General features: G+C 40.8%; 18 protein-coding genes and 1 pseudogene. 9 read left to right on the forward strand and 10 right to left on the reverse strand.

Annotated features, from left to right (window positions below):
• Nucleotides 1–33 precede the first annotated feature (33 nt).
• The 3 genes from GTU69_RS03715 to GTU69_RS03725 all read right to left on the reverse strand — a co-directional run bounded on the left by GTU69_RS03715 (nucleotide 34) and on the right by GTU69_RS03725 (nucleotide 2,788).
• Nucleotides 34–1,203 (reverse strand): cupin domain-containing protein, encoded by a 1,170-nt coding sequence (locus GTU69_RS03715; RefSeq protein ID WP_166168237.1) that lies wholly within the window; start codon nucleotides 1,201–1,203, stop codon nucleotides 34–36.
• Nucleotides 1,204–1,811: 608 nt separating this feature from the next.
• Nucleotides 1,812–2,405 carry a Maf family protein gene (locus tag GTU69_RS03720; RefSeq protein WP_166168240.1) on the reverse strand — a complete coding sequence of 198 codons (594 nt, stop codon included), beginning with the start codon at nucleotides 2,403–2,405 and terminating at the stop codon, nucleotides 1,812–1,814.
• Entirely contained in the window at nucleotides 2,405–2,788 is a 384-nt protein-coding gene (locus GTU69_RS03725; RefSeq protein ID WP_086196374.1) for a DUF2237 domain-containing protein, read from the reverse strand. The genes GTU69_RS03720 and GTU69_RS03725 overlap by 1 nt, the downstream gene beginning before the upstream one ends.
• 141 nt (nucleotides 2,789–2,929) lie before the next feature.
• Between GTU69_RS03725 and GTU69_RS03730 the strand changes: the two genes are divergently transcribed.
• The 4 genes from GTU69_RS03730 (at nucleotide 2,930) to GTU69_RS03745 (ending at nucleotide 6,657) form a co-directional block, all read left to right on the forward strand.
• Complete coding sequence (locus tag GTU69_RS03730; RefSeq protein WP_166168243.1) at nucleotides 2,930–4,117, forward strand: phosphoglycerate kinase; 1,188 nt, start codon at nucleotides 2,930–2,932, stop codon at nucleotides 4,115–4,117.
• A gap of 147 nt (nucleotides 4,118–4,264) precedes the next feature.
• Entirely contained in the window at nucleotides 4,265–4,537 is a 273-nt protein-coding gene (locus tag GTU69_RS03735; RefSeq protein WP_086196372.1) for a hypothetical protein, read from the forward strand.
• Nucleotides 4,538–4,658: 121 nt separating this feature from the next.
• Nucleotides 4,659–5,696: a class II fructose-bisphosphate aldolase gene (gene fba, locus GTU69_RS03740; protein ID WP_086196371.1), complete on the forward strand. Its 1,038-nt coding sequence runs from the start codon at nucleotides 4,659–4,661 to the stop codon at nucleotides 5,694–5,696.
• A gap of 97 nt (nucleotides 5,697–5,793) precedes the next feature.
• Complete coding sequence (locus tag GTU69_RS03745) at nucleotides 5,794–6,657, forward strand: DMT family transporter (protein ID WP_166168246.1); 864 nt, start codon at nucleotides 5,794–5,796, stop codon at nucleotides 6,655–6,657.
• Between the two features lie 577 nt (nucleotides 6,658–7,234).
• Here the strand turns inward: GTU69_RS03745 and nfsB are convergent.
• Entirely contained in the window at nucleotides 7,235–7,888 is a 654-nt protein-coding gene (nfsB, locus tag GTU69_RS03750; protein ID WP_166168249.1) for an oxygen-insensitive NAD(P)H nitroreductase, read from the reverse strand.
• Nucleotides 7,889–8,139: 251 nt separating this feature from the next.
• Between nfsB and hpaI the strand changes: the two genes are divergently transcribed.
• Nucleotides 8,140–8,937: a 4-hydroxy-2-oxoheptanedioate aldolase gene (hpaI, locus tag GTU69_RS03755; protein WP_166168252.1), complete on the forward strand. Its 798-nt coding sequence runs from the start codon at nucleotides 8,140–8,142 to the stop codon at nucleotides 8,935–8,937.
• Nucleotides 8,938–9,198: 261 nt separating this feature from the next.
• Here the strand turns inward: hpaI and GTU69_RS03760 are convergent, their stop codons facing one another.
• Nucleotides 9,199–9,918, reverse strand: coding sequence for a UDP-2,3-diacylglucosamine diphosphatase (locus tag GTU69_RS03760; protein ID WP_166168255.1), 720 nt, complete (start codon nucleotides 9,916–9,918; stop codon nucleotides 9,199–9,201).
• A gap of 118 nt (nucleotides 9,919–10,036) precedes the next feature.
• Complete coding sequence (locus GTU69_RS03765; protein ID WP_166168257.1) at nucleotides 10,037–10,546, reverse strand: peptidylprolyl isomerase; 510 nt, start codon at nucleotides 10,544–10,546, stop codon at nucleotides 10,037–10,039.
• A gap of 165 nt (nucleotides 10,547–10,711) precedes the next feature.
• On the opposite strand from GTU69_RS03765, the gene GTU69_RS03770 reads away from it, so the two are divergent.
• The 3 genes from GTU69_RS03770 (at nucleotide 10,712) to GTU69_RS03780 (ending at nucleotide 14,056) form a co-directional block, all read left to right on the forward strand.
• Entirely contained in the window at nucleotides 10,712–12,433 is a 1,722-nt protein-coding gene (locus tag GTU69_RS03770; protein WP_166168260.1) for a glutamine--tRNA ligase/YqeY domain fusion protein, read from the forward strand.
• Nucleotides 12,434–12,563: 130 nt separating this feature from the next.
• Nucleotides 12,564–13,475, forward strand: a complete 912-nt coding sequence (locus GTU69_RS03775) for a bestrophin family protein (RefSeq protein WP_166168263.1) — start codon at nucleotides 12,564–12,566, stop codon at nucleotides 13,473–13,475.
• 119 nt (nucleotides 13,476–13,594) lie between these two features.
• On the forward strand, nucleotides 13,595–14,056 hold the full coding sequence (locus GTU69_RS03780) for an SRPBCC domain-containing protein (RefSeq protein ID WP_166168266.1): 462 nt from the start codon (nucleotides 13,595–13,597) through the stop codon (nucleotides 14,054–14,056).
• Nucleotides 14,057–14,204: 148 nt separating this feature from the next.
• Here the strand turns inward: GTU69_RS03780 and GTU69_RS03785 are convergent, their stop codons facing one another.
• Complete coding sequence (locus tag GTU69_RS03785) at nucleotides 14,205–14,738, reverse strand: lecithin retinol acyltransferase family protein (RefSeq protein WP_166168269.1); 534 nt, start codon at nucleotides 14,736–14,738, stop codon at nucleotides 14,205–14,207.
• A 161-nt stretch (nucleotides 14,739–14,899) separates the two neighbouring features.
• Here GTU69_RS03785 and GTU69_RS03790 point away from each other — a divergent pair.
• A pseudogene (locus tag GTU69_RS03790) lies at nucleotides 14,900–15,658 on the forward strand (phosphodiester glycosidase family protein).
• Between the two features lie 17 nt (nucleotides 15,659–15,675).
• On the opposite strand, the gene GTU69_RS03795 reads toward GTU69_RS03790, so the two are convergent.
• The 3 genes from GTU69_RS03795 to trmA all read right to left on the reverse strand — a co-directional run bounded on the left by GTU69_RS03795 (nucleotide 15,676) and on the right by trmA (nucleotide 18,769).
• On the reverse strand, nucleotides 15,676–16,920 hold the full coding sequence (locus GTU69_RS03795) for an outer membrane protein transport protein (RefSeq protein WP_166168272.1): 1,245 nt from the start codon (nucleotides 16,918–16,920) through the stop codon (nucleotides 15,676–15,678).
• Between the two features lie 284 nt (nucleotides 16,921–17,204).
• Nucleotides 17,205–17,435: a hypothetical protein gene (locus tag GTU69_RS03800; protein WP_166168275.1), complete on the reverse strand. Its 231-nt coding sequence runs from the start codon at nucleotides 17,433–17,435 to the stop codon at nucleotides 17,205–17,207.
• Between the two features lie 251 nt (nucleotides 17,436–17,686).
• A complete protein-coding gene (trmA, locus tag GTU69_RS03805) occupies nucleotides 17,687–18,769 on the reverse strand; it encodes a tRNA (uridine(54)-C5)-methyltransferase TrmA (protein WP_166168278.1) in 1,083 nt (360 codons plus the stop codon).
• Nucleotides 18,770–18,915 lie beyond the last annotated feature (146 nt).

Here is an 18,915-nt window from a genome sequence, read left to right on the forward strand (position 1 = left end):
GAAAATATTATTTTCCCCATTTTGTAGCTTTATTTATTCTTCATCTGCCGCAGGCAATAGCATCAGAATAGATTCATTGAGCAAATTCACAATGTCTTCGAGAATGTCTGGATCATACAAATTTTCATCCAGTAATACTGAACCGCCATCAGCCAACTGTTTTAAAATTGGGGCAAAAACTTCGGAGATACAAATGCCTTCACCATTTGCCCAAAATAGCAATTCACCTTCAGCTTCAGTATAAAGCAGGCGAGATGCCGGTTCGAGCATGAGTGAATAGCCCTGATCTAGAGCTTCTTCCAGATCACCTGTACCAATGGCTTCTGCCTCTGGAATATTTTCCGGATATTTTGCTTCTGACATTAGGCTCATCAGGGCATCCTCAAGCACAGCCGGATTTTGTAATTGTGCCAAAAGTTCAGTTTTTAAATACTCCAGCTCATTTTGGGTAATTTGACCAATCGGGCTGATTTTGTCACGTAGAATGTCTTTTAATGGATTTTTAAGCAACTGATCATCTGCGAATTTGTCACTGACGCGATCCATCATTTCTGCCACGTTTGGCATACGGAAACCGAAAGAAAAAGTCAGGCAATCATCTTCCGCTACGCCGTAGTGCGATAAACCAGGCGGGACATATAGTAGATCACCGGGAGCAAGCACCTCATCAAAATTCACGTCCATGTCAGGAAGTAATTTTAAAGGTTGTCCTGCAACGAAGTCAGTATCTGCATCACACATTTGTCCCAATTGCCAGCGGCGATGACCATAGCCTTGGACCAAAAATACGTCATAAAAGTCGAAGTGCTTACCAACAGAGCCACCTTTAGGTGCATAAGACACCATGATGTCATCACGACGCCACAGTGGAATGAAGGGAAATTTCTTCCATAGTTCAGCCAGATCAAATGAATAATGGTCTACCGCCTGAACCAGTAAAGTCCAAAGCTTAGGCATCTTCTGAAAGTCTGCTTTAATCAAAGGTGAAGACTTCACTGACCATTGATTTGGGTCTTTATCTTTTTGCTTGATTAAGCGAGCAGTGATATTTTCATCTAGCGCCAGTTCCATAACATCATTCGGTTCTAAAAGACCGACAATTTCAGGGAGAGCGTTACGAACCAGTAATGGCTTTTTTTGCCAGTATTCGGCAAGGAATTGTTCGGCGGTAATTCCGCCTAATACGTCTAAGGTTTGGGACATGGCTAAAACTGCTTGAAAAATTTGAGTGTATTTTCGCGTGAGTCAGCCTGTGGTGCAAGCTGAAGTTAATTTTCTGGTCTTATTCATATTTTGGAGATTGATCATCTAAATCAAATGATCTTTTATTTAATCACTAGATCTCTTTCATAAATCAAAAAATATTCAATATTAAATTTTTAAAATCAGCACTGCCTCATATTTAATTGATTTTATTTTTATACCTTTGAGTAGGCAATGTCTCTACTTTTGAAAGGTCAAAATGAGGATCTCAAAATATATTTTGAGTCCGCAAGAAAAACCTTTTGTTTCCCATACACGACATCCTGAGCCAGTTTTAAGCACTGCTTTAAAATGCAGCGCAAGGGATGGGAAACGTGTGGCATCCATGCCACACTCATGAATTCACTACTTACTAAAATCTATTTTAAATTTTGGCTTCAAGGACGAATTTTAGTAATAGAAAAATGATTTATGAAAGAAGTCTACTATAGATTTTAAATTGAATTTATCGGAGTTGTATTGTACTTGGCTGTATTAAAAATAAGGGATATTCAACGAGTGATGCTATGGCAATTGGGGGAGTATTAAACTCCCCCGAATAGAAATTTCTAAGGCACTAACACATTCAACTGACGCAGAATATGACAAAGTTGAATCATCGGCATACCCATCAAAGTGGTTTGATCTTGCCCGGTCATCTGTTCAAACAGACTAATGCCGAGGCTTTCACACTTAAAACTGCCTGCACACATTAAAGGTTGATCGACTTCAATATAACGTTCAATTTCGGCCAAACCCAGTTTGCGGAATTTCACTTTATAATGTTCAACCAGAGTCTGTTCAAATCCCGTCGATTTTTGCTGTACGCTGAGGGCGGTACTGAAATAAACGATTTTGTCCGAATTGGCCTGTAACTGTTTGATGGCTTTTTCCACAGTCAAAGGTTTGCCAATAAAAATATCGGGTGCCCCTTCACGCCACGCCACCTGATCGGAACCAATCACAATAGCATCGGGATATTGTTCGGCAATAATGTTGGCCTTTTCAAAAGCCAGCCGTTTCGCCAGTTCATCTGCATGGTCTTCGCCCCGTGGGGATTCATCGATATCTGGTACCAAGCTCTGATAGTCGATACGGAGACGATTCATCAGGTCTTTACGGGTTTGACTGCTTGAAGCCAAAATAATGTTGGGAGTATTCATTACACTGCATATTCCATGAGCACATCAAGCGGAACATATGAGAGCACAGCTTGATGGCAAGCTTGTATTTTAATAGGCGGAGCAATACCAGCCTGATATGCTTCAACCCAACGGGTCACACAAATGCACCAGAAATCACCCGGTTCTAGACCTGGGAAATCGACTTCTGGAAGAGGTGTGATCAGGTCATTACCTACTTTTTGCGAAAAATTAAGAAACTCAGCGGTCATTTGTGCACACATCGTATGCTGACCTAGATCTGTAGTGGCCGTATGGCAAAAGCCGTTACGAAAATAACCGGTAATAGGAGAGTAGCAACAGCTTGCCAAGGGTTCGCCTAAAACATTTAAACGATTGATATTTGGATCTGGGTGAATAGACATAAGCTCTAAATCGTGAGGTGGCTTTTGACTATGATAATCAAAACTTTGTCTTTCGACAGCTTTTCTGCAAAAGATGCTAACCTTTTTCTACATAATCATTTAAAATCGGGGCGTTTTTTATATCTATAAAGTGAGCTCTACATGAACTTTCAGCGTATGACTGACCTGGATTTGGCAGGTAAGCGTGTACTAATTCGTGAAGATTTAAACGTTCCTGTTAAAAACGGTGTAATTACCAGTGATGCACGTTTACGCGCAGCATTGCCAACCATTAAAGCGGCTTTGGAAAAAGGTGCAGCAGTCATGGTTTATTCACACCTTGGTCGTCCAGTTGAAGGTGAGCCAAAACCTGAACAATCTTTGGCGCCAGTTGCAGCGTACTTAACTGAAGCTTTGGGCCAGGAAGTCAAACTTTTCACTGATTATTTAGATGGTGTTGAAGTTGCAGCTGGTCAAGTGGTACTTCTTGAAAACTGCCGTTTCAATGTTGGGGAAAAGAAAAACAACCCTGAACTGGCACAAAAATATGCTGCGCTTTGCGACGTATTTGTGATGGATGCATTTGGTACTGCGCACCGTGCAGAAGCGTCAACTGAAGGCGTGGCGCGTTTTGCAAAAGTAGCGGCTGCGGGTCCTTTACTTGCAGCAGAACTGGATGCTTTGGGTCGTGCACTTAAAACTCCTGAAAAACCAATGGTTGCCATTGTTGCGGGTTCTAAAGTATCAACTAAGCTTGATGTACTGACTTCACTTTCAGATATTTGCGATCAGATTATCGTAGGTGGCGGTATTGCCAATACCTTCCTGGCTGCGGCTGGTTTTAATGTTGGTAAATCACTGTGCGAAAATGACTTGATCGATACTGCAAAAGCGATTGCTGCAAAAGTTTCTGTGCCGCTTCCAACTGACGTTGTGGTTGCAGATGCATCTGAAATTAACTTTGATGATTTCCTCGGTTCATTGGCTGCGGCTAAAGCTGTAGTGAAAAAAGTTGAAGATGTTGCAGACAACGACATGATTTTGGATGTGGGTCCAGAAACTGCGAAAGCATTTGCTGAAATCCTGAAAACATCAAAAACGATTCTCTGGAATGGTCCTGTTGGCGTATTTGAAGTAGATCAGTTCGGTGAAGGCACTAAAGCACTCTCTTTAGCAATTGCAGAATCTGATGGTTTCTCTATTGCAGGTGGTGGTGATACTTTAGCTGCGATTGATAAATACGACGTTGCAGACAAGATCGGTTATATCTCTACTGGTGGTGGTGCATTCCTTGAATTTGTTGAGGGCAAAACCCTTCCAGCGGTTGCTGTGCTTTTAGAACGTGCTTAATACATTCTTTTAAAAGTATCAAAGGTTGACTTCGGTCAGCCTTTTTTCATTGCTTTTTCATTTGAGTGATTCATTTTTTGGTCATAAAAATGCAATATATCTGCAATAAAATTCCGGTCATTAAATCTCCTGTCGTAGGAAAATGTGATGAACCTGAAATTAACACTTGCAGCACTTGTGATTTTACCTTTGGCTTTGACTGCCTGTGCCAAGAAAGATGAAGCACCTAAAACTGAAACTGCCGCTTCAGCAGCAGTAGAGGAGCAAACGACTCCAGAACAGCAAAAAGCGATTGATGCACTGGATAAGCCTGTCCTGGATGAAAAAAATACTGATGTACCTGCTGAAGTGGCAAATGCACCAGCAGATGAAGCGACTGCCGCTACCGATGATGCTGCCTCTACAGCAACTGCTCAATAAGTTTGTAGTTTTTTATTTAAAAGTCCCTGCATAAGCAGGGATTTTTTTGAAATAGTGTGTTTTGTTGCTGAATTGAAATGATTCAGCATGTAGAATATGGCGCATCACCTGGGAGGATATTATGGCTCTAATCTCGATGCGCCAGCTCTTGGATCACGCTGCAGAACACAACTACGGCGTACCAGCGTTCAATGTAAACAACTTAGAACAAATGCGTGCAATTATGTTGGCCGCAGACGAAACAAATTCACCTGTCATTGTGCAGGCATCTGCAGGTGCTCGTAAATATGCAGGTGCTCCATTCTTACGTCACCTGATTTTAGCTGCAATTGAAGAATGGCCACACATTCCAGTGGTAATGCATCAAGACCACGGTACCAGCCCTGACGTATGTCAGCGTTCTATCCAGTTGGGCTTCTCATCAGTAATGATGGATGGTTCTTTGGGTGAAGATGGTAAAACACCAACTTCATACGAATATAACGTAGACGTGACTCGCCGTACTGTTCAAATGGCACATGCCTGTGGCGTTTCGGTTGAAGGTGAAATTGGTTGCCTGGGTAGCCTTGAAACAGGTATGGCGGGTGAAGAAGATGGTGTAGGTGCAGAAGGTGTGCTTGACCATTCTCAACTGCTTACTTCAGTTGAAGAAGCACGTTCGTTTGTTGCTGATACCGATGTAGATGCGTTGGCGATTGCCGTAGGTACTTCACACGGTGCGTACAAATTCACGCGTCCACCTACAGGCGACATCCTGGCAATTGACCGTATTAAAGAAATTCATGCGGCATTACCAAATACCCACCTTGTCATGCACGGTTCAAGCTCTGTACCTCAAGAATGGTTGGCTGTAATCAATGAATTTGGCGGCGACATCAAGGAAACTTATGGTGTACCTGTTGAACAACTGGTTGAAGCAATCAAACACGGTGTTCGTAAAATCAATATCGACACGGACTTGCGTTTGGCATCGACTGGTGCAATGCGCCGTATGATGGCGGAAAAACCAAGCGAATTTGATCCACGTAAATTCTTTGCAGAAACTATTGTTGCAATGAAACAAATTTGTGTAGATCGTTATACAGCGTTTGGTACTGCAGGTCATGCAGACAAGATTCGTCCAATTTCTTTAGAGAAAATGGTGAATCGTTATAAATAATCGTTAAAGATTATCTATAATCAAAAGCCCACATTAATTGTGGGCTTTTCTGTATCTCATTCCTAAAGCATGATAAATAGGGAAAATAAGGCAAAAGATGGAACTTATATTGGCTGCAGCATGCTGTAGTGTCGTGATCTCAATTCTTTTAAAGCTCGCTAAAACTAAAGGTTTTGATGCGCTACAAATGATTGTCTGGAATTATGCGTCAGCAAGTATGCTCTGTTTTTTATGGTTTAAGCCGGATTTACAGCATATATCAGTTATCGATATGCCGTGGTGGCTGATTGTGGCGCTGGGGGTGTTACTGCCGAGTATTTTCCTGTGCTTGGCGAAATCACTGCAATATGCCGGTATTATCAAAACTGAAATTGCCCAGCGTTTATCGGTGGTTTTGTCTCTGTTGGCAGCATTCTTTATTTTTCAGGAACAGTTTAATACCTTAAAAATAATCGGAATCGGATTAGGGATTTCCGCCGTACTCAGTATTTTATTTTCACATCAAGCAGCAGCGCAAGGGCAGCCATTTTCAAAGCAAGGCTTGCTTTATCTGGCATTGGTCTGGTGTGGTTATGCACTGATTGATGTACTGCTCAAGTACACCACTGGCTTGGGAGTGCAGTTTGCTGTAGCACTAAACTTGATGTTTATCTGTGCCTTCATCTTATCGTTGGCTTATATTGGCATGACCACGAAAACAGCAGGCAGTAGTCGAAATATTCTGGCTGGATTGGGGCTGGGAATTTTAAATTTTGCCAATATAGCCCTGTATGTCAAGGCACACATGTTATTAAAAGACACACCTGCAATTGTGTTTGCAGGTATGAATATTCTTGTGGTGCTGCTGGGAGCTTTAAGTGGCTTAATTCTGTTTAAAGAAAAATTAAAACCTGCAACTGCATGCGGTCTTGCTTTAGGTTTGGCCAGTGTTATTTGCTTAGCCTATGCCATGTCTGTCTGATATAGCTCGATACAAAAATGAAAGGATGCTGCAGAAAATCTTCCTTTTCTGCCAGACTCAATAATAAGCCATTTTGATGACAGATAGGGTAGACAGGAGAGTGATGATTTTCTTGTTGATAAAGCTGAAGATAATATTGCTTGCAATGCAAGAATTGCAATTACAAATACAGCGCATTTAAATGCGCTGTATTTTTAGTGTTCAAGTCTTATAGAATAAGGACATTGGCTCAATTATGAGCGTTGAAAGCGTTGTAATGTATCTTTCCAATAGTAGTTAGCCATAATAATAGGATGTTTGAATAGATCCTGCATTTCAATCGTGCCCTGAAGTTGGCCGGGTTGCTGACAATGAGGGCATTTAGGATAAGACGTCAAAATAGCATCTGAGCTATATTTCTGCATGTAAACCGTTTGGCAAGATGGACATTCAAATTTTATCGGCATTTTGATAGCTGGAAGCATAGTAGGGACTACCGTTTATTTTTTTGCCAATATACCTGAGTCCTGTTACAAAAATAAGTCCTGAAATGACATGAAAGGGGCATATTCGCCCCTTTTATTGTAATTTTTTTTAATCACAGCTTGGTGAAAATTTCTTCATGACTCAGGCGTGACTTGGGTAACTGAGCATTGAAATCATTTTCGCTGCGGAAACCTAGCGTCATAATCACCGATGGAATTAACCCTTTTTCATCTAATTCCAATTCCTGACGAATGATCTGTTCATCAAATCCGCCAATAGGGGTGGCATCAACTCCTTCAATACCTGCAGCCAGTAGCATTTGACCGAGCGCAATAAAAGTCTGATTTTCTGCCCAGCGCTGAATATCCCCTTTTTCATTACGGTAATAATCCACATAACCGCTACGGCTGTCTTTTTGGCCCTGTTTGGCTTTTTCATCTTTAAAACGACCACTAAGATCATCTTGCTTGAGCAGGGTATCAAGGTGCTGTTCTGAAATATCCGCTTTGGTACAGAATAGAATGGTATGCGAAGAATCTAGAACTTTAGGTGCATTGTAGGCATATTTCCCAACCAAGGCTTTGGCGATACGTTCTTTGGCGCCTTGATCATCGGCAATAAAAAAATGCCAGGGCTGAATATTGATGGAGGATGGCGTGAGACGCAGGATTTCTAATAAACGTTCAAACTGCTGTTGAGGAATTTTTTTACTGGGATCATATGCTTTCGTTGTGTAGCGTGATTTTGAAACGTTTAATAAATCCATGAGTGACATTTCCACTATTAAATTTTTAATGATTTTACCTGATTCCTTGCTGAAATGGCTTGGAAGAATTCTGGGATAGCTTATATTTTGGCATCAAGCGTGTGAATTTTTATGGTGAATAAAAGTAAAAAACTTAATAAAATGTATAATTAATAGCAATATACAATGACGAAATACGAAATCTATATTGGTACTTTTTGTTAAATCACGTTTAATCGAATGATTACATCGCCTGTAGGCCGAGTCAGACAATGATAGATGATACAAACCATTTTAAAAGACGATTAAAAACCCAACAGCAGATTGGGTTATGGGTGGGGCTGGCAGATGCTTACGGCACTGAAATTGCAGCCAATGCAGGCTATGACTGGTTACTCATTGATGGGGAACATGCACCGAGCGATTTAAGAACCACACTCTCTCAATTGCAAAGTATCGCAGCGTATCCATCACAAGCTGTGGTTCGTCCACCTATTGGCAGTGTGCAGCTGATTAAGCAACTTTTGGATATCGGGGCGCAAACTTTACTGATTCCGATGGTGGAAACGGTTGAGCAGGCTGAACTGATGGTGAAAGCGGTACGTTATCCGCCAGAAGGAATTCGTGGCGTAGGTGCCGCATTGGCACGTGCAACACGCTGGAACAGTATCCCGGATTATTATGCAACAGCACATGAAAATATTTGTCTGCTGATTCAGATTGAATCGGTGACAGGGCTGGAAAATCTGGATGATATTTTAAAAGTGGAGGGAATTGACGGTGTATTTATTGGCGCTGTAGATTTGTCTGCGACCATGGGATATCAGGGTAATCCGAATCATCCGGAAGTACAAAAAGCGGTTGTTGATGCCATTCAACGCATTCGGGCATCGGGTAAAGCAGCGGGGATTTTATCAACGGTGCATGAAGTAACGCAAAAATATATTGATTTGGGTACCGAGTTTGTTGCGGTAGGGGTGGATACCAGCGTATTGATGAATTCACTGCGCGAGCTTTTAGCCAAATATAAAAATGATGCGGAAGTGATAAAATCTGAAGGTGGGTATTAATTTTTAATATTTTATATCAGCTTTTAAATTGTACCTGATGGACTCCTACCAGCTGTAATTGTAAGGTTAGGAGTTCTATGTGCTGCTTTATTTTGCCTTGAAAAGCATTGCTTGGTAAGACCAAAGGCATTTGTCATTCACAAAGCCTGTTTTATTTTTGGTCAGCTAAATTTTTTTCATCGCAGAAACATTACAGCCTAGTTCTCGACAGATTGTGAATGACATAGTCAAGTTATAAAAGTTAATTATGAAAATTTATATTTAATAAGCCCAAGTCTTTAATTCTAATTTTACATTTTTATGTGCAGGATTGATCTCTAAAATCTGTGCCGAATGTTCGCGCCAGTCACCTAGCACAATCCGTTTCTTACCCTGAATATCATGTATTGCAGGACGATGAGTATGGCCATGAATCAGTACGTCAATATGTTCTAAGGCAACTTTCACCGCGAACTGATTTACATCCATGATGTCATAAGACTTCATCTGTTTGGTTTCAGCACTTTTTTTACGGAAACCATTAGCCAGTTGTTGCCGAAAACTTAAAGGCATGCGTTTTAAAAAACCTAAAAGTAATGGATTACGAATGATCTTGCGGAATTTTTGGTAGGACACATCGTCTGTGCAGAGCAGATCACCATGTTCTAAACGGTATGTGGTGTCGGATATTTTTAAAATGGCCGGTTCGGACAGCAATGTGCCATTGAATTGTTTTAAGAATTTTTTGCCTAAAGCAAAATCGCGGTTGCCAGCCAGAAAATATACCTGATTGCCGGCATGATGAAACTTTTGCAGGGCATGGACAATGTCATCTAGCCAGGGGGCTGTATAGTCATCACCAATCCAGGCATTAAACCAGTCACCCAAAATATAAAGCTGGGTATTTTTATCTTTATAACTGTCTAATAAATCTAAAAACCCCCGAACGAGTCGAGGGTGTTCAGGTGACAAATGTAAATCAGAGATAAACAGATAGGTCACGTATTTTCCTTAATACTTCCTCTCAAAGTCCGTCTATTGGATAGAGGAACTATATCCTTAACATTATTCCGTTTTAAAGTACTGCTTTAAAACTCATTAAAGACGGAGAGGACGTTCTTTATTCAGAAATGATTTTTGCAGATTCAATTACAACGTTCTCTAGAGGAACATCAGCGTGGTAGCCACGGTTACCTGTGCGAACGCCTTTGATATCAGCAACAACATCCATACCTTCAACTACTTTACCAAATACGGCATAACCCCAGCCTTGAGCTGTTTTACCAGTGTGGTTAAGGAAAGAGTTGTTTTTCACGTTAATGAAGAACTGAGCAGAAGCTGAATGAGGAGCTTGGGTACGCGCCATTGCGATGGTACCTTCATCATTGCTTAAACCGTTGTCTGCTTCATTTTCAATTGAATCACGAGTTGCTTTTTCTTTGAAATTTTCATCCATGCCACCGCCCTGAATCATGAAACCGTCAATTACACGGTGGAAAATTACGCCATCATAAAAACCATCACGAACATATTCCAAAAAGTTAGCAACAGTTTTAGGTGCTTTTTCTGAGTTAAGTTCAAGAACAATACGTCCTTTATTGGTGTTTAATTCGACTTGAGGAAAACTCATTCTATAATCTCCTGATCATGGACAAAAAAGCCATGGGTTTTTGGTTGAGAGAAGCATAAGCAAACTGTAAACTACAAGGCAAGCAAAAACGTTATTTTCTTTGTTAAAAATGGAGAAAAGCGTTTTAATTATCCTATTTTATCTTATAGAAGTGATTTATCAACTATGAAGCCGAATGATGTTGTTTCATCCCTGCCAAATAACCCGACAACAAGTACTCAACCTGTCGATGCTGCGCAGCAAGAACAACAGCCTGGCTTAGATTTTGTACGCCAGGTCATTACTGACGATTTGGCAGCAGGCCTTACACAGCAAGTGATCACGCGTTTTCCACCGGAACCGAATGGTTATTTACACATTGGTCACGTGAAAGCGATTTGTTTGAACTTTGGTATTGCACAAGAATTTGACGGCGTATGTAACCTGCGTTTTGACGATACCAACCCGGACGCAGAAGAACAAGAATATGTGGATGGGATTGCCAACGACGTAAAATGGCTCGGTTTTAACTGGAATGGTGAACCTCGCTATGCATCTAGCTATTTTGATCAATTGTACACATGGGCAGTACAACTGATTGAACAGGGTGATGCCTATGTAGATTTGCAAACACCTGAAGAAATCAAGTTAAACCGTGGTTCATTTGTAGAGCCAGGTAAAAACTCTCCATTCCGTGACGCGACTGTAGAAGAAAACCTGGCGCGTTTTGAACAAATGCGTAATGGCGAGCTGGGTGAAGGTCAGGCTGTATTGCGTGCCAAAATTGATATGGCTTCTCCAAACGTGCATATGCGTGATCCGATCCTGTATCGAATTCTGCATTCTGCTCATCACCAGACTGGCGATAAATGGAAAATCTATCCAATGTACGACTATGCGCATCCATTATCCGATGCCATTGAAGGTGTGACTCACTCTTTATGTACCTTGGAATTCCAGGATCACCGTCCGTTTTATGACTGGGTTATCGAGAAAGTTAAATCTCCAGCCGTTCCACGTCAGTACGAATCAAGCCGTCTAAATGTCGATTACACCATTACCTCTAAGCGTAAATTACGTAAACTGGTAGAAGGTGGCTTTGTACAAGGTTGGGATGACCCGCGTATGCCAACCGTTGTAGGGATGCGCCGCCGCGGTTTCACGCCTGAAGGTTTGCGTGATTTCTGTAAACGCGTGGGTGTGTCAAAGTCTGACGGTATTGTCGATGTAGCCATGCTGGAATACTGTATCCGTCAGTCTTTGGAAAATACCGCTGCACGTGGCATGGCGGTGTTGAATCCATTGAAAGTGACTTTGACTAACCTGCCTGAAGCAATGAACCTGAGTCATGCACGTCATCCGAACGTTGATATGGGTGATCGTATCATTCCATTAACGTCTGAAATTTATATTGACCGTAAAGACTTTGAAGAAGTACCGCCTAAAGGCTTTAAACGCTTAATTCCAGAAGGCGAAGTACGTTTACGCCATGCTTATGTGATCAAGTGCGATGAAGTGATTAAAGATGCCAATGGTGAAGTGGTTGAACTGAAATGTTCAATCGATCCGGAAACTTTAGGCAAGAACCCGGAAGGGCGTAAAGTGAAAGGCGTTATTCACTGGGTATCTGCAACTCAAGGTGTGCCTGCAGAAATACGTATTTACGACCGTTTATTCACCGAGTCTGATCCGGAAGTGGGCGATGACTTCCTTGCCAACTTAAATCCGGAATCACTCAAAGTGGTTCAAGCGGTGATTGAACCGGCTTTAGCCGAAGCGAAGCCTGAAGACCGCTTCCAGTTTGAACGTGAAGGTTATTTCGTTGCAGATCAATATGATCACACGGCAGAAAAACCAGTGTTTAACCGTATTTTGGACTTAAAAGACAGCTTTAAGCCTGGAAAATAACATTGTTTATGCTCTAGGATGATTCACTGTTGAGTCAAAAATGTTTAGATCAAGCTCAACTTCGGTTGGGCTTTTTCATGACATCTATTTTATACACATTGAAGCAACTAGGTTTCATCAGGGGAAATTTGTGATTATTCGAGATAAAAATAATAGCTTTATGCTGTTATTTGCATGGCATGGCACAATTTTACCTAAAGTGATGCCAGCTCTAGCGGTTGTAGTCAGTTTATCGGCACTGTTGGTGTATTTAAGTGCAGCACATTTCTTGACTATGCCAGAAGTTCCTGCCATTGGCTTTACCATCTTCGGTGTGATTCTTTCGATTTTCTTAAGTTTTAGGAATACGGCTTGTTATGATCGCTGGTGGGAAGGGCGCAAGCTTTGGGGTGCACTGATTGCCAATACACGGCATATTATTCGTGATAGTCATGTGCTGGAAGGCTCTCAACGTCAGATTTTGATGTATCGGGTTATGTTATTTTGTTACCTGCTACGCGACCGCTTACGTCATCAAGCAACAGATATTCAACATTTCCGAAATGCTGTCAATTTAAGCGATGCGCAATGGCAGCAGTGTGCTGAACATATCAATGCGCCGCAGTATTTACTTGAGATCATACAAAAAGATTTGGTGCTGTTTTATAAGCAAGGTCAAATCAGCGACATTATCTATAGTACGTTGACTAGACATACGGTTGCCATGGGCGATATTCATGCAGGCTGTGATCGTATTATGACTACGCCATTGCCATTTTCTTATTCAGTTTTATTGCATCGGGCAGTTTATTCATTCTGTTTAATTTTGCCGTTCAGTATTGAAGCGAGTTTTGGTATTTGGACACCTGTAATTGTGGCATTAATTGCCTATTTATTTTTAGGTTTGGATGCGCTCAGCGCAGAGTTGGAAGAACCATTTGGACTTCAGGAAAATGATTTACCCCTCAATTCGATTGTGCGAAATATTGAACGGGAAATGTTAAGTTCATTAGGGGCTGAAATTCCACCAGTACTTTCAAGCTATAGAGGTAATTTAAGTTAAGTTTAGAAAAATTATTTTTGCCTCTACATGGCGCCGTTTAAGTCTTTAACAATTCAGTGATAGCCATGAATTTCGGATGTGTGCTATCACTGAGAAGAAGAATAAAAAGGAAGAACGCAATGAGCGTAGTCATAGAAACCCAGATGTTAATTCGCAAACCGGTTGCAGAGGTGTTTAATGCCTTTATTGACCCCGAAATCACCAGCAAGTTCTGGTTTACTTCATCTACCGGACACTTGATAGAAAACAGAACGGTAGACTGGTATTGGGAAAAATATGAAGTGACCCGCAGTGTTTATGTCGAACAGCTGATTCATAATGAGCTGATCCAGTTTACTTGGGGAGAACCCAAGAGCACGGTAGATTTTATTTTTGAGAAGTTAACAGCACAAGAGACTTATCTTCGCATTCGCAATTATGATATTTCTCTGCAAGGCTCAGACTTAATTGCTTTTGTGATTGAGCAAACAGGTGATTTTACCACTGTGCTGGATGGCTGTAAGGCTTACCTGGAATATGGAGCGCAGTTAAATCTGGTCAATGACAAGTTTCCGCCATTTGTCGAAATGGGGGTGATTTAAACCTGAATATAAACTGTCATGGATCAGGGGTAAGCCTAGGAGCTACAGATAGAAAAAGCGTCATCCTGCAGCTCACTAAAACATCTCCTGTTCTGGTTGAGGCCACTTGGAATTTTATGGCTGCAATGGAAAAGACAGACCGGTTCGATCACTGCTTGGGATTCTGTTCTTTTAACCATAAATAATGCGGAATCTGTTTTTTTGCCTTATCACGTAACTTTTTCTTGATGTACAACACTAGGGCAAAACAGGTGGTGGTGAGGGTCAGCAGCATGCTGTTCATAAAACTCATGAGAGAGCTGACATAACCAATAGTGGTTAAACGGTTCATCATGCGGATGACTTGAGGACTGCTTTCCACACCGGTAATGGCCCAAGTACATAAGTGTTCGCAGTTGTTAATAATCAGATGATACTGGTTTTCGTTCATGCGTGAACGCATACGCCGTACCACTTTGCGGCCGCGAAATTTAGGATTGTTATATTGCTGAACCATGATGGTTTTGCCAAAGCTGAATTTTTCCAGTGAGGTAATCTCAATGGGACGTTTCTTAAATAAATGGGCAAAACCTGAATAATGAATAACCCGGCCACGACCTGCATAAATGCCGTGATGAGAATATCCAAAATGTTTAACGATAAGATGCGCCCCTAAAGGAAATCGTATTTTCTGCTGTTGCATGTAGACGTTTAACCAATAAAGTTACAAATATATTTTAGTGACTTAGTTTACTGCTTCTTTATAAAAGAATCGACTATTTCACTGAGTTGACTAGCTTTTATATAGACACTACAGCGCATTAAAAATGTCAGGATTCAGCATACCTCATGAGCCATAGCAGCATGAAGAAAATATTGTTAATAAAATGTGCAGTTATCACCTTAATCGGTTTGAACCACGTCACTTATGCAGAGCTTTATACTCAGCGTTGGCAAAGTGATACCGTAGATGTTGATATTGTAAAAATAGATCAGCCACAAAACTTGCGCCTGTTTTTAAATGATCGCCAGACCCATCAACCTTTAGGTAAATTTAAAGCTGTGGCAAAACAGCTGAAAGCATGTGAAAAGCTGCTCTTTGCCATGAATGCCGGGATGTATCATGCAGACTATTCTCCGGTCGGATTATATATTGAAGCAGCTCAGCAACAGCAAAAACTCAACACGGTCAAGCAAGCATATGGCAATTTTCATCTGCAACCCAATGGGGTATTGGTCTGGAATCGGCATCATAGCCTGATCGCAAAGACCGAAGATTATCAAAAGCTTAGGTTTAATGCCGAATATGCGACGCAATCGGGGCCTATGCTGGTGATTGATGGGCAGATTAATCCTAAATTTTTAAAAGATTCAGATTCATTTAAAATCTGAAATGCGGTCGGGATGAAGGATCAAAGCTTATATTTCGTGCTCAGTCGAAATGCAGTCAGTTTTTATCAATTAGCGCAATTTTTTAAACAACAGCTTAAAGTGCAAAATGCCCTGTATCTGGACGGTTCAATCTCAAGTGCCTATATTCCGCAATTAAAACGTTCAGATTCATTGTTTAATCTGGGACCGATGGTGGTCTATATCGATCAACAGAACTGTGCTACTCAATAAATGAAGTTCGCCAGCCATTAAAACCTGTAGCCAATTTTTAAACCATAGCCTATCGCATGGTTGTTGCTAAATTCACCGACCTGTGAAGCTTCAGATATGCCGGGAAGGGGAAGATAATAAGTGCCATCTTGTGCAGTTGCATCACCAAGCCAATAGTATTTGATACCCCCTGAAATAAAATAGTTGGGTTCAGGATTAAACTGTAATCCCAAGCCGATGCTCTTATAGCCTTTTGTAGGATTTAAAATTGATGCTGGATTCCCTGTACCTGAATCCCAACCAAGATCAAATGCAGCGGACCATTTCGTGCTCAGTTGTCTTGCAATGCCTAAGGTCACACTCCATTGGTCTTTTTGATAATCATCCAGATTAAAGCCTTCGTTATAAGTACCATTGCTCAGTGTCGTGGTGGCAAGTGCCGATAATGCGCCGAACTGGGTAGGACGTATCACAAAATCTTTCCAGTTGACCCATCGAATGTTCGAGTACAGTAAAGTTCCGCTCATGATACTGGTCTGGAAATCCAGATTGACCGATTGTGGGGTAGAAATTTTGGTTTTGGCATTGTCTGTTAGGAGTAGAGGTGTGCCCAAAATGTTTTCTTCTACATTGATTTTATGATTTATTTTCGAGTGATAAGTCAAGGCAGCCTTTAATTCAAGTTCGGGAACTTGATAGGCAAAACCGGCTTTCCAGCCGAGTGAAGTATCTTGTTTAAATGTAGCGTTATATCCATTAAATTGGGCATATACCAGCCCACGAAGTGCAACATGACCTTCTACGGTTTGATAGGCAGGACCGGCATACAGGTTAATATTTTTGACAGGTTGATAGCCTAAAATAAAACTCAGGTTTTGGCTGTCGACATTGACCTGAGTACCTTGCTGGCTAAGTGCGGTATCGGAGAAACTGCCATTGTCTTTTAATGGATAGTGTAAATCTGAACCAAATGGCTGATCATAGAGAATGCCAAAAGAGAAATTTGGAACGAATTGCAGTTTCAGCGCGGTACTCTGGTACTGAAAATTCTGGGCAATATTATCGGTTGTATTATCAGCACTGTCAGGATTAACCAGATCTGGACGTGAACCTAAGGTATGCCCGGACACTTCAGGATCGGCAGCGGTAATAGAGGCTTCAAAGTAATGCCCGGATTCCAGAAAAGGCAACACGGATTGTCCTGATTGATCCATGGCTGCCGCCAGACTATGACTTGAGATTAGGCTGCATAATATTGCCAGTCTAGGATAATACCGTTTCATATATTTTCCTTTTTAGGCTTATTTTTATTTTTTACTCTTGTTGTTTTTTATCTTGTATTCTTGCTTGCTTTTATTCTTACTTGTTTAGCTGTTCTATTGGTTTGTTAAAATTCTTATTCTAGTAGAGCACTTTTACATTGTATGGCATAGCAGATTCTGGATAAATGATGGGAACTGTGTTTCGAAGTATTAAAATTTGGCCATAATGGGCTATATAACAATTTTCGGGGACAAATAAAAAGGCATTTAGTTGACTAAATGCCTTCATATAGAGGGTTTAGACTCTATTGTCGCAGTGGTAGATGCTGTAATTCATTTAACTCTTTTCGGCTATAACCTCTTGAAATTAAAACTTTCTTAATTCCGATGATGACTTTTTCATCTGTTGCTTTAGCTAAAGCTTCGATCAATTGTTCATTTGATTTGCAAGAGCAATCATTTTCAACACACGAGATTTGATTCTTGTGTTCGTTTTGCTGTTGATGAGCAGAAAACAGCTTTTGCCAAAAACTCATAGAGCCTTCATACACAACCTAACATAGATCGAAATATATCCAGTTTTTTGAGGAATACAAGTCTACCAAAGCTATAAAAGAATCAATTGAACCTTCAATTTTCCGATAGTAATTGAACACTTTAACGATATTATGAGATTTACTATTCAGAATTATTTATAAATGATTTATTTTCAATGAAATAAAAATGAAGCTCAATTGAGCTTCATTGATGTAAAGATATTTACAAACTTAACAAAGAAATAAATTGTTTAAATTTTTTCCAGTAACACACCCGACTCGACGTGATGGGTATAAGGGAACTGATCAAACAAGGCAAATTTGGTCACTTTATGCGTACTCGATAAAGTCTTTAAATTGTCCTGTAAAGTGTCCGGATTACATGAGATATAAATGATCCGTTCAAAACGCTGTAGCAGTTTTAATGTTTCATCATCAATACCTGCACGTGGCGGATCAACAAATACCGTATCGAAGTCATAGCTGGTGATGTCGATTTCTGCTTCCTGCAAGCGACGGAATTCACGTTCGCCATTATAGGCCTCGGTAAATTCTTCAGCCGATAAACGTGCCACCTGAATATTATCAATCTGGTTCTGTTCAATATTCCACTGCGCCGCATAGACTGATGATTTGGCCAATTCGGTTGCCAGTACGCGATTGAACTTGGTGGACAGCGGCAGGGTAAAGTTGCCATTGCCACAGTACAATTCCAGTAAGTCTTTATCTGACTGTTTGGCCGCATTGCATGCCCATTCCAGCATTTTTTGGCAGACTTGTGCATTGGGCTGAGTAAAGCTGCTTTCGATTTGCTTATATTGATAAGTACGATCGAATACTTTTAACTCTTCCACCACATAATCATCTGTCAAAATGACACGTTGACCACGGCTACGACCATAAATTTTAATGTTGAGCTTATCAGACAGTGCTTTTGCTGCAACTTCCCATTCTGCATTGAGTGGGCAACGGTAAACCAGTGAAACCAGCATTTCACCTTTTAATGTTGCTAGAAAATGAACTTCAAATAAACGCTTAGATAGAATTTCTGTTGCTTTCAGTTCTTTTAACAGAACAGGCATTAAATCGTTAATGCTTTTATCTGCAATTGGAAATTCGTCAATGCGAATCACCTGTTTTTGATTATCTTCACTGCGTTCAAACATCGCATAAAACATATCGTCGTCAGTATGCCAAATGCGGAATTCTGCGCGCATACGGAAGTTTTGTTCAGGCGACTGAAATACTTCTAAAGAAGGAGGATTAAACTCGGCAAATTGAGCAGAAATACGTGCAATCTTGGCATCAAGTTGTAACTGATAAGCTGAAGTCATATGCAGTAAAAATCACAAACACATTGAAAACAGGGATGGTAACAAAGTTTGCCTAAGATGACTAAACTTATTCCCCGATAAGCAGCAGAAATATACAGATTGAACTCAAATTCAAATGCGCTTTTTGATATTTACAATGATAAATG

It is taken from the genome of Acinetobacter sp. SA01, from assembly GCF_011319235.1.
Classification (GTDB): domain Bacteria; phylum Pseudomonadota; class Gammaproteobacteria; order Pseudomonadales; family Moraxellaceae; genus Acinetobacter.

What these genes read in the sequence shown, in the direction of transcription:
- nfsB (WP_166168249.1), bottom strand. Translation starts at nt 7,888, where the DNA reads ATGGATTTATTAAACGTTTCAAAATCACGCTACACAACGAAAGCATAT.
- GTU69_RS03765 (WP_166168257.1), bottom strand. Translation starts at nt 10,546, where the DNA reads ATGAGTTTTCCTCAAGTCGAATTAAACACCAATAAAGGACGTATTGTT.
- GTU69_RS03715 (WP_166168237.1), bottom strand. Translation starts at nt 1,203, where the DNA reads ATGTCCCAAACCTTAGACGTATTAGGCGGAATTACCGCCGAACAATTC.
- GTU69_RS03800 (WP_166168275.1), bottom strand. Translation starts at nt 17,435, where the DNA reads ATGAGTTTTTGGCAAAAGCTGTTTTCTGCTCATCAACAGCAAAACGAA.
- hpaI (WP_166168252.1), top strand. Translation starts at nt 8,140, where the DNA reads ATGATAGATGATACAAACCATTTTAAAAGACGATTAAAAACCCAACAG.
- GTU69_RS03725 (WP_086196374.1), bottom strand. Translation starts at nt 2,788, where the DNA reads ATGTCTATTCACCCAGATCCAAATATCAATCGTTTAAATGTTTTAGGC.
- GTU69_RS03780 (WP_166168266.1), top strand. Translation starts at nt 13,595, where the DNA reads ATGAGCGTAGTCATAGAAACCCAGATGTTAATTCGCAAACCGGTTGCA.
- GTU69_RS03745 (WP_166168246.1), top strand. Translation starts at nt 5,794, where the DNA reads ATGGAACTTATATTGGCTGCAGCATGCTGTAGTGTCGTGATCTCAATT.
- GTU69_RS03720 (WP_166168240.1), bottom strand. Translation starts at nt 2,405, where the DNA reads ATGAATACTCCCAACATTATTTTGGCTTCAAGCAGTCAAACCCGTAAA.
- GTU69_RS03785 (WP_166168269.1), bottom strand. Translation starts at nt 14,738, where the DNA reads ATGCAACAGCAGAAAATACGATTTCCTTTAGGGGCGCATCTTATCGTT.
- GTU69_RS03730 (WP_166168243.1), top strand. Translation starts at nt 2,930, where the DNA reads ATGAACTTTCAGCGTATGACTGACCTGGATTTGGCAGGTAAGCGTGTA.
- GTU69_RS03735 (WP_086196372.1), top strand. Translation starts at nt 4,265, where the DNA reads ATGAACCTGAAATTAACACTTGCAGCACTTGTGATTTTACCTTTGGCT.
- GTU69_RS03795 (WP_166168272.1), bottom strand. Translation starts at nt 16,920, where the DNA reads ATGAAACGGTATTATCCTAGACTGGCAATATTATGCAGCCTAATCTCA.
- trmA (WP_166168278.1), bottom strand. Translation starts at nt 18,769, where the DNA reads ATGACTTCAGCTTATCAGTTACAACTTGATGCCAAGATTGCACGTATT.
- GTU69_RS03770 (WP_166168260.1), top strand. Translation starts at nt 10,712, where the DNA reads ATGAAGCCGAATGATGTTGTTTCATCCCTGCCAAATAACCCGACAACA.
- fba (WP_086196371.1), top strand. Translation starts at nt 4,659, where the DNA reads ATGGCTCTAATCTCGATGCGCCAGCTCTTGGATCACGCTGCAGAACAC.